This window comes from Pantoea sp. OXWO6B1, from assembly GCF_001641135.1.
Classification (GTDB): domain Bacteria; phylum Pseudomonadota; class Gammaproteobacteria; order Enterobacterales; family Enterobacteriaceae; genus Pantoea; species Pantoea allii.
This window is the reverse complement of sequence record NZ_LWLR01000001.1, coordinates 1994604-2009274: the sequence shown is the minus strand read 5'-3', so window position 1 is coordinate 2009274 and position 14671 is coordinate 1994604. Positions and strand designations below refer to the sequence as shown.

Genomic DNA, 14671 nt, shown 5'->3' with positions numbered 1-14671 from the left:
TATGACAGGCAAGGGTAAAACTCTCAAAGTGGATGTGTTCAGGCAGGATGAGAAGCAGAGGTGTAAGAACCGCTCCCCGAAGGGGAAACGGTTCTTACACCTGCAAGGCCAGGGAGGCTGGCCGTGCTGAGGATTACTGGTAGGTAAACTGGGTGTTTTGCGTACGGACAGAGTCCAGACCAATCATCACGTTGAATTTGCCCGGCTCGGCAACCTGCTTCATCTGCTGATTCCAGAACTTGAGCGCATCAACGTCAATCTTGAAGGTGACCTGCTGGGATTCACCCGCTTTCAGCATAATGCGTTTAAAGCCGTGCAACTCTTTTACCGGACGGCTGATGCTGGCAACCGGATCGTTCAGGTAAAGCTGAACTACGGTTGCACCATCCACTTTTCCGCTGTTAGTTACGGTGACGCTGGCATCAATGCTGCCGTTGTGCGCCATCGTTTCTGATGACAGCGTGACCGGCGATACGGTGAACATGGTGTAGCTCAGACCATAACCAAACGGATAAAGCGGGCCGTTTTCCGCATCATAATAGTGTGATGTGTACTTGTTCGGCTTGGCAAAATTGTAAGGACGACCGGTTGGTAAATGGTTGTAATAGATCGGAATCTGTCCCACTGAACGGGGGAAGGACATCGGCAGTTTACCCGATGGGTTGTAATCGCCAAACAGCACATCCGCGATAGCATTGCCCCCTTCCGTGCCGCTGAACCAGGTTTCCAGCATGGCATCGGCCATTCTGTCTTCATCAACCAGCGTCAATGGGCGACCATTCATCAGCACAATCACCAGCGGCTTGCCTGTGGCTTTCAATGCGGCTAACAGCTTCTGTTGCGAAGGTGGGATCATCAGATTACTGCGGCTGGACGCCTCGTGCGCCATGCCCTGCGCTTCCCCTACCGCCGCCACGATCACATCGGCCTGCTTCGCCTTTTCGACGGCCTCATCAATCATGGCCTGCGGCGAACGCGGATCGACGGCTACGGCCGGTTCATACATGTTGAGGAAGTCCTGAATGCCTTTGTTATCTGACACATTGGCACCTTTGGCATACAGCAACGTGGCTTTGCCTTCCGTCGCGTTTTGCATGCCCTGCAGCAGCGAAACTGACTGTTTGGCGACGCCCGCCGCCGACCAGCTTCCCATCACGTCACGCTGGCTGTCGGCAAGCGGTCCGATTAAGGCAATGGTGCCAGATTTCTTCAGCGGTAAGGTATCAAGGCGGTTTTTCAGCAGCACCATACTTTTGCGCGCCACGTCACGGGCTTCAGCACGGTGTAAACGGCTTTCCGCGTTAGTGTCCTGCGGATCGCTCTCTTTCGGTCCAAGGTGACTGTAGGGATCGTTAAATAATCCCATATCGTATTTCACGTTTAATACGTGCCGTGCCGCATCATCGATTTCGGCTTTGCTGACGACGCCACGCTTCACTAAGTCGGGCAAATACTGGCTGTAGTATTCATCGCTCATACTCATATCGACGCCAGATTTAATGGCGATACGTACCGCGTCCTGCGGATCGCTGGCCACACCATGCTTGATCAACTCTTTGATTGCACCGTGGTCGCTGATGGTGATCCCTTTGAATTTCCATTCATGACGCAGCAGATCTTTTAGCAGCCAGCTGTCGGCCGTGGCGGGCACGCCATTAATTGAATTCAGCGCGACCATCACGCCGCCGCTGCCGGCATCCAGCGAGGCTTTATACGGCGGCAGGTAATCCTGGAACATGCGCTGCGGGCTCATATCCACGGTGTTGTAATCCCGTCCGCCTTCCACCGCGCCGTAGAGCGCAAAGTGTTTCACGCTGGTCATAATGTTGTAGCGGTCCGCGGGGCTTTTGCCCTGCATCGCCTGCACCATGGTGCGTCCCATGGCAGAGGTTAAATAAGTATCCTCACCGAAGCCTTCTGAAACCCGGCCCCAGCGTGGTTCCCGGCTGACGTCAACCATCGGTGCCCAGGTCATGTTTAACCCATCGTCCGCCGCTTCATAGGCGGAGATACGGCCCACATCGTGCACGGCGTCGAGATCCCAGCTTGATGCCAGTGCCAGCGGGATAGGGAAAATCGTTCGCTGCCCGTGTACCACGTCATAAGCAAAAAACAAGGGAATTTTCAGGCGACTCAGCTGCATGACCTGATCCTGCATCGCGCGAATATCCTGACGCGTTACGGTATTAAAAATGGCGCCAACCTGACCTTTATGGATCATCTCACGCACGGCTTCTTTTGGCGTATCCGGCCCCACGCTGATTAACCGTAGCTGGCCGATTTTCTCGTCCAGGGTCATTTTTTTCAGCAGGTTGTTCACGTAGGCATCACGCGCCTGTTCAGTCATGGGATGGTGAGCGGTGGGCTCCCCGGCAAATGCAGGTTGCATAGCAAGGGAAACAGCGAGGCTAACAGAGCAAATCCATTTCATCAGGTTGGGTTCTCTTAAGTAACTGCGCAATATCGACTAAATGCAGGATGCCATCTTCAGAGCATAGCATGTAGCCTGCCGCTATCACACTGCGCCCAATGCAACTCACGTGCTACAGTAATGACGCATGCATAAGACAAGGGAATTGCCCATGATGACACCTTCTGCCCTGATCGCCGATCTCCGCCGCCTGGTCGGCTCTGGTAACCTACTTACCGAGGCTGCTCACACCGCCCGCTATCGCAAAGGCTTCCGTTCTGGTGACGGAGATGCTCTGGCCGTGGTCTTTCCTGCGACGCTGCTGGAACTGTGGCGCGTACTGCAAACGCTGGTTAATGCGGATGCCATTATTCTGATGCAGGCAGCCAATACCGGCCTGACTGAAGGATCGACGCCGCAGGGGAACGACTACGACCGCCCGCTGGTGATTATCAGTACTCTGAGGCTGGATAAGCTACAGCTGATCGATAAGGGCAAACAGGTGCTGGCTTTTCCCGGCAGTACGTTGTATCAGCTGGAAAAAATACTTGCGCCGCTGGGCCGTGAACCGCATTCCGTGATTGGATCATCCTGCATTGGCGCGTCGGTGCTGGGCGGCATCTGCAACAACTCCGGCGGTTCGCTGATCAAGCGCGGCCCGGCGTACAGTGAGATGGCGTTGTTTGCCCAAATTGATGCCCAGGGACGGCTGAAGTTAGTCAACCATCTCGGTATCGATCTGGGTACCTCGCCGGAAGAAATTCTGGGACGGCTGGACGATGACCGCTGGCAACCGAACGACGTTTTGCATGACGGCCGCCATGCGTCCGACCACGACTATGCCGAACGCGTGCGCGACGTCCATGCCGATACGCCCGCCCGCTTTAACGCCGATGCCCGCCGCCTGTTTGAAGCGTCCGGCTGCGCAGGTAAGCTGGCGGTGTTTGCGGTGCGCCTGGATACTTTTGCGCGCGAACCTCAGCAGCAGGTGTTTTATATCGGCACCAATGATGCCAGCGTACTGGGCGATCTGCGCTGTCATATGCTGGCGAATTTTAAAAACCTGCCCGTCGCCGCTGAATATATGCATCGGGATATTTACGACATCGCCGAAGTGTATGGCAAAGACACCTTCCTGATGATTGATAAGCTCGGCACCGACAAGATGCCGCTGTTTTTCACGCTCAAAGGCCGGGTTGATGGCTGGTTAAGTAAAGTATCGTTTATCAAACCCCATTTAAGCGATCGACTGCTGCAACGCCTCAGCCGTCTCTTTCCTGTCCATCTTCCCAGGCGCATGAAACAGTACCGTGATAAATACCAACATCATTTGATGCTGAAAATGTCGGGCGACGGCATTGCGGAAGCACGCGACTACCTGCGTGAGTTTTTTCGCGAGGGCGGTGGCGAGTTTTTCGAATGTGAGGGCAAAGAAGGGGCGCACGCCTTCCTGCATCGGTTTGCCGCAGCAGGCGCGGCGGTGCGTTATCACGCGGTTCATGCTGATGAGGTGGAAGATATTCTGGCGCTGGATATTGCTCTGCGTCGTAACGATAAAGCGTGGTTTGAAAACCTGCCTGATGAGATTACCCAGTCATTAAGCCATCGCCTCTATTACGGGCACTTCTTCTGTCATGTCTTCCATCAGGATTACATTGTGAAAAAAGGCGTTGACGTGCATGCGTTAAAAGAAAAGATGTTGGCCATTTTGCATACTCGCGGCGCGGAATATCCGGCAGAGCATAACGTCGGGCATCTTTATGAAGCCCAGCCGCAGCTGGCCTCGTTTTATCGCAAGCTCGATCCGACAAACAGCTTTAATCCGGGAATTGGTAAAACCAGTAAACTGAAAGGCTGGGCGGTAAAGCAGCCCTGATTGCGCAAAAAGCATATCGACACAGAGAAATACGGGCGGCTGGCAAAAACGGCCGCCCGTTTATTTAGCGAGGCTGCTCGTCTGACGTCAGGTCAGAAGCCGCGTCAGCAGCAACCAGCTGGCGGCGCTCAATAATCATGGTTTGCGGCGTAGACAGGACAATGCCCTCTTTGCGTAAGCGGGTCAGAATATCGAACAGCAGATCGCTCTTTGCCCCGGCGATCTGGCGCTGACTGGCGACGTTGCCGGTGACGCTCAGCACAATGCCCTGGGACGTAAGATCTTTGAAAGACACCGAGGGTTCCGGGTTCTCCAGGATGCGCTCGTTTTCCTCATATACCTTCAGCAGGATCTCCCGTACCCGCACCGGATCAATATCCAGCGGGAACGTTAACGTAATGGTCACTACGCCCTGAGCATTGCCCATGGTGGCGTTACGCACGTTCTGAGAGATGAACTGTGAGTTAGGTACGATCACCGTCGATTTATCCCCTAACTGAATTTCGGTGGCACGCACGTTGATGCGGCGAATATCCCCCTCAACCCCGCTGATCGTCACCAAATCCCCGACTTTGACCGGACGTTCGGTCAGCAAAATCAGACCGGAAATAAAGTTTTTAACGATTTCCTGTAGACCGAAACCAATACCTACCGACAGGGCACTGACGATCCAGGCCAGTTTATTCCACTGTAGCCCCATGATTGACAGCGTCAGCAAAATAATCAGGACATAGCCTACGTTGCTGAACAGCGTCACCAATGACATGCGCATGCCGCTGTCCATCGTGGTCTTTGGCAGGAAGTCGTTATCAAGCCAGCGACGTACCGAGCGCAGGATGTAAATGCCGACGATCAGGCACAGCAGCGCGTTAACCAGGTGCGCCGGGACAATATTCAGCGACTCAAGGCCCTTACCGCCCCAAAACTCAATCGCCTTTTGCAGCAGTTCAATCGGGGTTGAGGAGGCAAAGGTGCCGTTCAGCAACGCCAGGGCCACGAACAAGATCAGGAAGGTTTTGCCGATCGCCGCAAGAATGATGGCAACCTGCTGCAGGTGGCGCTCATCAATATTCAGTGAGCCCTGAATGCGCTTGCCCGTGGTGTTATTGACTGAGAACAGGCTTTCACAGCCGTCGTTAATCAGGTGACTGAGTATGTAAAACGAACCAAACAAAATGCCACACCACACCAGCTCGTAGCTTAAAAACCGCGCCAGCGTGACGTAACCAATCACCAGCGACCCCAGAATCGTCAGGGAGGTCAGCGTCAGGGCCATCTGAATCAGCCCGACCAGCGTAGAGCGCGCTTCCGGCGGCGTTCCTTCCTGCGCCAGACGCCGACGTACGCGCTTGGTGCGCATGCTGATTGCCAGCGCCGTGCTGCCGATGAGCAAGGCGGTCAGGCCATTGGCAAAAATACTGGTATTCAGGCTGGTGCCGGCGGTGTAGTTAAAGGACTCCACCGTCTGGAAAATAAACACCAACAGTGCGGTGATCGGCGGGAAAGGTTTCAGGGCCAGCGCCACCTCATTGGAAATGGTGGGTAAACGCCAGCTTGGGCGACGCGTGGACAGGAAGGCACGCCCCAGCCCGGCAATCAAACCGCTATAAACGCTTAATTCGACCAGGCGGTAAATAAAATCCTGCACGTCGCTGGACACTTCATCACGGCGGGTAAAGGCCTGGGACACAAACGCAAAGGTCAGTACCACCGCCGCCAGGCTGGTCAGGGCCACGGCGGTCGCTAAAAAGCTACGGCGCAGGCGTCCTTCCGGCAATTTGTTGATGCTGACCCAGGCTAAAAACTCTTCACCATAGCGGCGTCCCAGCGTCATCACCAGCACGGCGGCCAGCAACCAGCCAATCGTGCCAAGACGCCAGCCCGATTCCCAGGACAACGAGGCGGTATTCTTGAGCTCACTTAAGAAATCGCCAATTTTTTCATCGTCAAGATCCTGGCTGCTAAATACCGGCGACCAGAAACGCGGCCCAAAAATACTGCCGGAGTTAAGTGCCAGTTTGTTTTTTAGCTGATCGCGACGCAGGTTGACGATTTGCGATGACAGCATCAAGGCACTGTTTTTAATGCCTTCCGCCTGCTTAATCTGATCGTCGAGCTTACTTTTCTGACTTTCCAGCGCGCTGCGTTTGCGCGTGACGTCTGCCGTCTCTTTTACGCCACTCTCCGGCTTGGGTGCCGGACCAAGCACCGCCAGCTGAGCTTCGAGCTGCTGACGATCGGGCTGCAAAGCCTGAGCAAGCGTATCGGTATTGCCTGACAGCTCCAGCGCCATTTCATTAAGTCGGCTGAGCTTGTTCTCGTCACTTTCAACGGACACCTGGCTCTTAATTTTGTCGAGGATTTTCTGCATTTTGGGCAGATCGACTGACGCGTTGACCTTGGGCTTGTCATCGGGCTGCTGCGTCGCGGGGGTCGCCTGAGCCGGATCATCCGCGGCAACGCTTAACGCAGGCGCAAGGGTGAACGACGCTAAAAATATCAGAACAATAAACGATCGTAACGTAAGCATATGAATGAGATTCCGGCACAGTAATCAGGCGAATCACCCTCGCCATTTGCGGGTAGTTTAGGTGGTCGCCTGCCATGAAACTATAGGAATACCGATCAATATCGACCGGGCCGCCAGCAACGACCCGGCGAGGTTTTATTCTTCAGTAGAACCGCTGGCGGCGTTGCTGGCAACCTCACCCGCTTTCTGTTTTTTGTAGGCCAGCGCAGCAGCCGGAACCGGCGCAGCTTTGCCCGTTTCCAGCCAGTCACGCAGACGATTAGCATCGGCAAAATGAGTATATTTACCAAATGCGTCCAGTACCACCAGCGCGACCGGCCGGTTTTTAATCATGGTGCGCATGACCAGACAGTGTCCCGCTTCATCGGTGTAGCCCGTTTTGGTCAGCTGAATGTGCCAGCCATTTTTATAAACCAGATGATTGGTGTTACGGAACGGCAACGCATAGCTGGGGTGCGTAAAGACGGCGGTTTCTTCTTTGGTGGTACTCAGTTCGCCCATCAGAGGATACTCGCGCGTGGCTTTTAACAGCTTCACCAAATCCTCTGCGCTGGAAACGTTCTGGATCGACAGACCCGTGGGTTCCACGTAGTGCGTATGGTTCATCCCGAGCGCGCGCGCCTTGGCATTCATCGCCTTAATAAAGGCATTGTATCCGCCGGGATAAGCATGGGCCAGGCTGGCCGCCGCACGGTTTTCTGATGACATCAGCGCCAGCATAAGCATGCTCCGGCGGCTGATCTGGCTGTTCAGCTTCACGCGTGAAAACACCCCGCGCATCTCCGGCGTCTGACTGATATCAACCGTGACCATCTCGTTCATTGGCTGATGCGCATCCAGCACCACCATCGCCGTCATCAGTTTCGTGATCGAGGCAATAGGTCGCACCCGGTCGGGATGACTGGAGAATAAGGTTTTGCCACTCGTCAGATCGACGATCAGGGCACTGCCTGAGGCGATTTGCGGCTGAGCAATGGGGGCCATTTGCGACAGCGTGGTGGTCGCCTGTGCTGGAAGTGAGAAAACCTGCCCGGAAACGAGCAGCGCCAGCGTTAACAGTGAAAAGCGAATTTTTGCAGGCATCGTGGAAAAAAGACCCGGTTAAGATTGTGCGCTGTGAAAACACAGGCCGCCGACGACTGAGCAGGCAGAGCGCGGGCTGGCCGCAGCATCATACGCTGAAGCCGTGAACTTTTCCTGGTGAGATTGTTTCTGAGCGTTAAAAAGATGTTGCCGCTGGTGAAGCGGCAACAGGGTGCTAAAACAGGTTCGGGCCGTAGCCCCACAGAATCACCGTCAAGGCCAGTAAAACTTCAAACACCAGTACGCCGATGGCCAGCGTGGAACTGGAAAACCGCAGGCTCTCATCCCGGTCGATATTCAGAAACAGCGGAATGCCCACGTACAAGAGATAACCGGTATACAGCAACGCCAGCGCGCCCGCAAATACACACAGCCATACCAGTGGATAGAGCGCCACCAGGCCGCTTAAAAACAGCGGTGTCGCCACGTAGCCCGCAAACACGGTACAGCGCTGGACGCCGGGACGCTGAGGATAGTCACGCGCCATCCAGTGGATAACCCGCCCCATCACCGCCACGCCGCCCAAAATCAACAGATAAAACAGAATACCTAAGCCCAATGCTGTCAGCATATTCAGCTGTACATACTGCCCCTCACCCAGGTTCCAGCCTGACTGCGTGGTTCCGATCATGGCGCAGATGACCGGAATGGCCGCCATCAACAGAACGTGGTGAGTGTAATGGTGCGAAACCGTTTCGTTCTCTTGCTTGATAGTGCGCATTTCCTGATTAGGATGCGCTAACAAACCCCAGACATGGTTCATACGCTTACTCCTCTGATGCAGTTGGGCTACCCCGTTCTGATGCAGGAACCACGTAAGGGCAGCATTGCTTACAGTATAAACGGCAAGGCAATTTCTGTGGGCTTTGTGCAAAAAAACGGCAAAAAAGATCGCTTATTAACGCGTAAACGGATGACGTAACAAATCAGGTATAAACTGAAAGAAAATGTCTTCACACAGGGAGTGCATCTTGCATTTGGATATCAACGGATTAATTACGCAGTATGGCTATCTGGCACTGTTTATCGGCTGTATTGCCGAAGGAGAAACATTCTTATTGCTGGGCGGCGTGGCCGCTCATGAGGGGTTACTGCATTATTCCGGCGTGGTGCTGGCGGCAATGGCGGGCGGCATTATGGGCGATCAGCTGCTGTACTGGGTTGGCAGACGCTTTGGTACCCGTATTTTACGGCGCTTTAAAAAGCATCAGGACAAAATTGTTAAAGCCAACCGGTTGATCAAGCGCCGCCCCAGCCTGTTCGTGATTGGCGCGCGCTTTATGTACGGCTTTCGCCTGATTGGCCCGATTATTATTGGTGCAAGCCGCCTTAATCCGCTGAAGTTTCTGGTGCTCAACATCATCGGGGCGGCTATCTGGTCACTGCTGTTTGTCACGCTCGGCTATTTTGCAGGCGGCATTATCGCCCCCTGGCTGCACAAGCTCGATCAGCACTTTAAACACCTTTTATGGCTGGCTGCCGCCGTGGTGTTTGCCTTCGTACTGCGCTGGGCGATTCGCCACTGGAATAACCGTCGAGCTGACGATCAGTAACCCTTGAACTGCGGGTTCGCCAGCATAAAGCCACCGTCAATAATAAAGGACTGACCGGTGGTATAGGTGGCCCATTCGGAGCTAAGCCAGGCTACCATACTGGCAATTTCATGGGTATCACCTGGGTGGCCCGCAGGAATCTCAGGCATTTTGACGTTATGAGCATCGGCATCGGTCATTTTATTCATCGGCGTGGCAATCGCGCCCGGTGCCACCGCATTCACCAGAATATTGTGCGGCAGCAAACTCAACGCCATCGACTTGGTTAATCCGCCTGCCGCATGTTTTGCTGCGGTGTAAGCGACGGAACCCGGCAGCGGCGTATGTTCGTGCACGGAGGTGATATTAATGATGCGTCCGCCCTGCCCCTGCTTAATCATGTTGCGTGCCGCCACCTGCCCGCAGATAAAAACGCCATCCACATCCACGCTAAAGGTCTTACGCCAGTCTTCCCAGGTCACGTCCATAAAGTCGGCTTTGAAATTTGCTCCGGCATTGTTGACCAGAACGTCGATGCGGCCCAGCTTATCGATCAACTGCTGCAGCACCTTGCCTCCGGCGGGTGGATCGGCCAGGTCGAGCTGGATCATCTCGGCGCGTTGCCCACTATCTTCCACCCGTTTTGCCGTTCGCAGTGCGCCTTCTTCGTCCGACCGCCAGGTGATGCCAATATCGAATCCCTGCTCTGCTAACATTTCAGCACAACGACTGCCAATGCCTGAATCCGACGCGGTAACGATTGCCACTTTTCGTTGTGGTGTAGTCATGACGGTCTCCTCTGGAAGTGTATGAAAAGTATATACCGCAATGAAAATTGTGCCCTTAGCGGGCGGAGCAGCGGGCAGGTTAACGATCTGTGCCAGAACGAAGCGGTATGCAGGCGCCCGGCTATAGTTAAGGCTGACACTGACAGGGAGAAACCGATGAGTAAGGTTAAACGTAAGATTGACGATCATGGCGTAATAGGCGATTTACGCACCTGCGCGCTGGTCGCAAACGATGGCACTATTGACTACCTCTGCTGGCCGGAACTGGACAGCCCGTCAGTGTTTTCAGCCTTACTGGACAGCGATGAGGCAGGCCTGTTTTCCCTGGCACCCGACTGGCAAAACGCCCGTCGTCAGCAAATTTATCTTCCTGATACCAACATTTTACAGACCCGCTGGCTGTCTGAAGAAGGCGTGGCCGAAATCACCGATTACATGCCGATCTGCGATCGCGAGGATAAGCTGCCGCGTATCATCCGTCGGGTAAAAATGGTACGCGGCCGGGCGCGCTTTAACATGGTCTGTTCCCCGCGTCATGATTACGCCCGTGCAGACACGCGCGCTGAGGTACAACGTGGCTGTATTGATTTTCACGCCACCGATCAGCCGTCGCTGCGCCTGGCGGCGACGGTGGTGATGACGCTGGAAGGCAATCACGCCACCGCCAGCTTTGAGCTTAAAGCCGGTGAACATGCCGAATTCGAATTTGGCAGCGTACACGATGCCCACATCGAAAAGCTGGCCACCGCTAACTGCTTTGAAGAAACGCTGAGCTACTGGCGTGAATGGAGCAGCCGCAGCACCTATCACGGTCGCTGGCAGGAGATGGTACAACGCTCTGCACTGGTACTTAAACTGTTGACCTCCTGGCAACACGGCTCCATCGCTGCGGCTGCCACCTTTGGCCTGCCCGAGGAACTGGGCGGCGAGCGCAACTGGGATTACCGTGCCTCCTGGATACGCGATGCCTCATTCAGCATGTACGCCTTGATGCGGCTGGGTTACGTGGACGAAGCCAGGCACTTTACGGAATGGGTCGGTCGCTGTGTAGAGAACAGCCACCATGATGAAATGCGGCTGCAGGTGATGTACCGCCTGGACAGCAGTACGGATCTTCAGGAGATGTCGCTGCTTAACCTGTCCGGCTATGCCAACTCCAGTCCGGTGCGCATTGGTAACGGTGCCTGGCGGCAAAAACAGTTAGATATTTATGGCGAACTGATGGATGCCATCTATCTTTCAAATAAATACGGCGAAGCCATTTCTCAACGTGGCTGGAACCATGTGTCAGAGATGCTGGACTGGCTGTGCGATAACTGGCATCAGCCGGATGCGGGGATCTGGGAAATGCGCGGTGAGCCCGAGCACTTCCTTCATTCCCGCTTGATGTGCTGGGTTGCCCTGGATCGTGGCCTGCGCCTTGCGATGAAACGTTCACTGCCGATGCCCTATGAGCGCTGGGACAAAACCCGTCGCGAGATTCGTGATGATATCTGGAAAAATTTCTGGAACAGCGAACGCGGGCATTTTGTTTCTACCCGTCACGGTGAACACCTTGATGCCTCAATGCTGTTGATGCCGTTAGTCCGCTTTGTCGGTGCGACCGATCCCGACTGGATCGCAACGCTGGATGCCATCCAGGTGAACCTGGTGAGCGATGGCATGGTACGCCGTTATAACATCCATGAAACGCCAGCAGATGGGCTGACGGGCGCAGAGGGCTCTTTCGGTGCCTGCTCGTTCTGGTATGTGGAATGTCTGGCGCGTGCCGGACGCATTCGCGAGGCACATTTTGAGTTCGAGAAATTACTGAGCTACGCTAATCCGCTGGGTTTATATGCTGAAGAGTTTGACAGTCATGGCCAGGCATTAGGCAATACGCCCCAGGCGCTGACGCATCTTGCGTTGATCAGTGCCGCGTTTTTTCTCAACCGTAAGCTGAACGGGGACATTACCTTATGGCAACCATAAGGGCCTGTTTCCGCCCAAAATGGTAAAGAACAAAGGCGGATAACGCAGGTGAGTCAGGTAAAGTATTTCAAAGTGGTTAAAATCCTGATTCACAACATCAGTTTAATGAACATATAATGCGCAGCAGGTCATAGTGACCAGCATGGGTTCGATACATTGACAAGCCTGAAACATGGCGATAAAGACTTGTAAAATATGAAAAAAAGCATTCGCGCGTTCGCTTCACTTGCATTGGCTTTGGCGGCATTCAGTCAGTCAGCCCTTGCTGTTGTTTACCCTTTACCGCCGGCTAACAGCCGTCTGACCGGGCAAAACGTTGAAATTACCATTCCTGAGGACAGTAAATTGCCTCTGGAAGCTTTTGCAGCACAGTTTCAAATGGGCCTCAGCAATATGCTGGAAGCCAATCCGGGCGTTGACGTTTATCTGCCTAAACCTGGCAGCAAACTGATCATCCCACAGCAGTTACTGTTACCTGACGCACCGCGTGAAGGCATTGTGATTAACAGTGCTGAAATGCGGCTTTACTACTATCCGAAAGGCAGCAAAACGGTTGTGGTGTTGCCTATCGGTATCGGTGAACTGGGTAAAGACACGCCGCTGAACTGGACAACGACCGTTCAGCGTAAAAAAGATGGTCCAACCTGGACGCCAACGAAAGCGATGCATGCTGAGTACGCGTCTCGGGGTGAGAACCTGCCTGCTGTCTTCCCGGCTGGCCCGGATAACCCAATGGGGCTGTATGCGCTCTATATCGGTCGTCTTTACGCCATTCACGGTACCAACGCCAACTTCGGTATTGGCCTGCGTGTGAGCCACGGCTGCGTGCGTTTACGTGCCGACGATATCAAGTGGTTGTTTGACCACGTGCCGGTTGGCACGCGCGTACAGTTTATCAACCAGCCGGTAAAAGCCTCGGTTGAGCCAGACGGTTCACGTTGGATGGAAGTCCATAATCCACTGTCTACCACGGAAGAGCAGTTTAACTCTCGTGAGCTGGTGCCGATTACGCTGACCCAGGCCGTTGGCAAAGTGCTGGTCGATGGCAGCATCAACCAGTCTCAGGTGGATAAAGCCATTCAGAACCGCTCTGGTATGCCCGTTCAGGTTAACGCACCCGAAAACAACGTCGTGCCCGCGCCCGTTCAGATGACCGAAGGTGAAGATGCCGAGCCGAAGGAAGGGCCAATGACGCCGCTGACGTCACAGCCTGCTAATCCGGCCGCTGTACAGCAGGAACCTGCACCTCAACAGTCGCAGCCTGCCCAGCAACAGCCCGTACAACCGTCGCAACCGGCTCCAGCGGGTAACGGTAGCCTGTAAGGCTGTCCGTCTTCAGGTTGTTAAAAAGCCAGCGCAGGATAATCCGCGCTGGCTTTTTTTATGACGTCACCCCGGCCCGATCTTACGCGCTCAGGCCGCTACGCCGAGGGTCGTCGAAAGGTCAGCCAGCCTGCCAGCAAGGTAAAAACGAATACGATCAGCACCAGCAGTAAAAAACCGTGCGGATTCGAGGCCAGCGGAATCCCGCCCACGTTCATACCAAAAAACCCCGCCACGATATTAATCGGCAGCGCCAGCACCGTAATGACGGTTAACAGGTAAAGCGTCCGGTTACTCTGCTCCATCAGGCGAGCCGCAATCTCTTCCTGCAGAAGCCGGATGCGCTCCATCAGGCTGGCAAGATCGTTAAGCACCACGCTGAACTCTTCCGTAAACGCACGCAGCTCGCGAAGCGTGTCGCGGTTTAGCCAGGCCGGAGGCCGGTTGAGCAAGCGAAACAGTGCCGCCGGTTCCGGTGCCAGAAGACGCTGAATCCGCAAAAGCATACGTCGGTAATGCCCCAGCTCACTGCGGTTAGCTTTAATCGCCGTACTTAATAAGCGCTCTTCTATGCTGTCGACCACCTGACTGATACGCCGCACCACCTGTTCCAGCTGTAACTCCTGCTCGCCAAGAAGATAAAGCAGCAAGGCTTCTGCACTGGGAAAGCTGTGTCGGGTTAACCCCTGCTGCATCTTTTCAATCATCACCGACGGGCGATAACGGGCGCTCACCACCAGATTGCGCCGACACCAGATCCACAGGGTCGCATTTTGCGTACTGCGGTTTTCCTGATTGAGCGTGACATCGTTTAGCACCGCCAGCAACGCGCTACTTTGCTCCGCCAGTCGGGTACGCGGTGAGGCAGAGTGAATTTCGTCGAAGAAGTCATCATCCACCTGGAAGTGACTCTGCACCCAGTTCTGCGCGCGGGCATGATTCAGGTTGATATGCAGCCAGAGAAAGCCGTCGTCAGGCAGCGCCTCCCCGAGTTTGACCGCTTCACGGGCATTCAGGCGGACAGGGAGAGCGTCGGGAGAAAAGAGATAACCATGGATGAGTCCGGCCACATCATCATCAAAATCACGTTTTTGTGGGGGAAGAACAACGTCTGTCGCCATGGCAATCCTGTCAGCATCATCAATAAAGACTCCCAGC

General features: G+C 54.6%; 10 protein-coding genes. 4 read left to right on the top strand and 6 right to left on the bottom strand.

Annotation, left to right across the window (positions count from 1 at the left end; genetic code table 11):
• Positions 1-133: 133 nt before the first annotated feature.
• Positions 134-2431 (bottom strand): beta-glucosidase BglX, encoded by a 2298-nt coding sequence (gene bglX, locus A6A26_RS11610; protein WP_063878857.1) that lies wholly within the window; start codon positions 2429-2431, stop codon positions 134-136.
• 151 nt (positions 2432-2582) lie between these two features.
• Here bglX and dld point away from each other — a divergent pair, with 151 nt between their 5' ends.
• Positions 2583-4286, top strand: a complete 1704-nt coding sequence (gene dld, locus A6A26_RS11605; RefSeq protein ID WP_063878856.1) for a D-lactate dehydrogenase — start codon at positions 2583-2585, stop codon at positions 4284-4286.
• Positions 4287-4350: 64 nt separating this feature from the next.
• Here dld and A6A26_RS11600 read toward each other — a convergent pair whose 3' ends face one another.
• The 3 genes from A6A26_RS11600 to A6A26_RS11590 all read right to left on the bottom strand — a co-directional run bounded on the left by A6A26_RS11600 (position 4351) and on the right by A6A26_RS11590 (position 8662).
• Entirely contained in the window at positions 4351-6816 is a 2466-nt protein-coding gene (locus A6A26_RS11600) for a DUF3772 domain-containing protein (RefSeq protein ID WP_063878855.1), read from the bottom strand.
• Positions 6817-6951: 135 nt separating this feature from the next.
• Positions 6952-7899: a D-alanyl-D-alanine endopeptidase gene (gene pbpG, locus A6A26_RS11595; protein ID WP_063878854.1), complete on the bottom strand. Its 948-nt coding sequence runs from the start codon at positions 7897-7899 to the stop codon at positions 6952-6954.
• 175 nt (positions 7900-8074) lie between these two features.
• Positions 8075-8662, bottom strand: coding sequence for a Yip1 family protein (locus A6A26_RS11590; protein WP_063878853.1), 588 nt, complete (start codon positions 8660-8662; stop codon positions 8075-8077).
• A 208-nt stretch (positions 8663-8870) separates the two neighbouring features.
• On the opposite strand from A6A26_RS11590, the gene A6A26_RS11585 reads away from it, so the two are divergent.
• Complete coding sequence (locus A6A26_RS11585; RefSeq protein ID WP_063878852.1) at positions 8871-9452, top strand: DedA family protein; 582 nt, start codon at positions 8871-8873, stop codon at positions 9450-9452.
• On the opposite strand, the gene A6A26_RS11580 is transcribed toward A6A26_RS11585, so the two are convergent.
• Positions 9446-10219, bottom strand: a complete 774-nt coding sequence (locus A6A26_RS11580) for an SDR family oxidoreductase (RefSeq protein ID WP_063878851.1) — start codon at positions 10217-10219, stop codon at positions 9446-9448. The two genes, A6A26_RS11585 and A6A26_RS11580, sit on opposite strands and share 7 nt — an antisense overlap.
• 156 nt (positions 10220-10375) lie before the next feature.
• On the opposite strand from A6A26_RS11580, the gene A6A26_RS11575 reads away from it, so the two are divergent.
• Positions 10376-12190, top strand: coding sequence for a glycoside hydrolase family 15 protein (locus A6A26_RS11575; RefSeq protein ID WP_063878850.1), 1815 nt, complete (start codon positions 10376-10378; stop codon positions 12188-12190).
• Between the two features lie 195 nt (positions 12191-12385).
• On the top strand, positions 12386-13513 hold the full coding sequence (locus A6A26_RS11570; RefSeq protein WP_063878849.1) for a L,D-transpeptidase family protein: 1128 nt from the start codon (positions 12386-12388) through the stop codon (positions 13511-13513).
• A 98-nt stretch (positions 13514-13611) separates the two neighbouring features.
• Here the strand turns inward: A6A26_RS11570 and A6A26_RS11565 are convergent, their stop codons facing one another.
• Complete coding sequence (locus tag A6A26_RS11565; RefSeq protein WP_063878848.1) at positions 13612-14634, bottom strand: transporter; 1023 nt, start codon at positions 14632-14634, stop codon at positions 13612-13614.
• Positions 14635-14671: the final 37 nt, after the last annotated feature.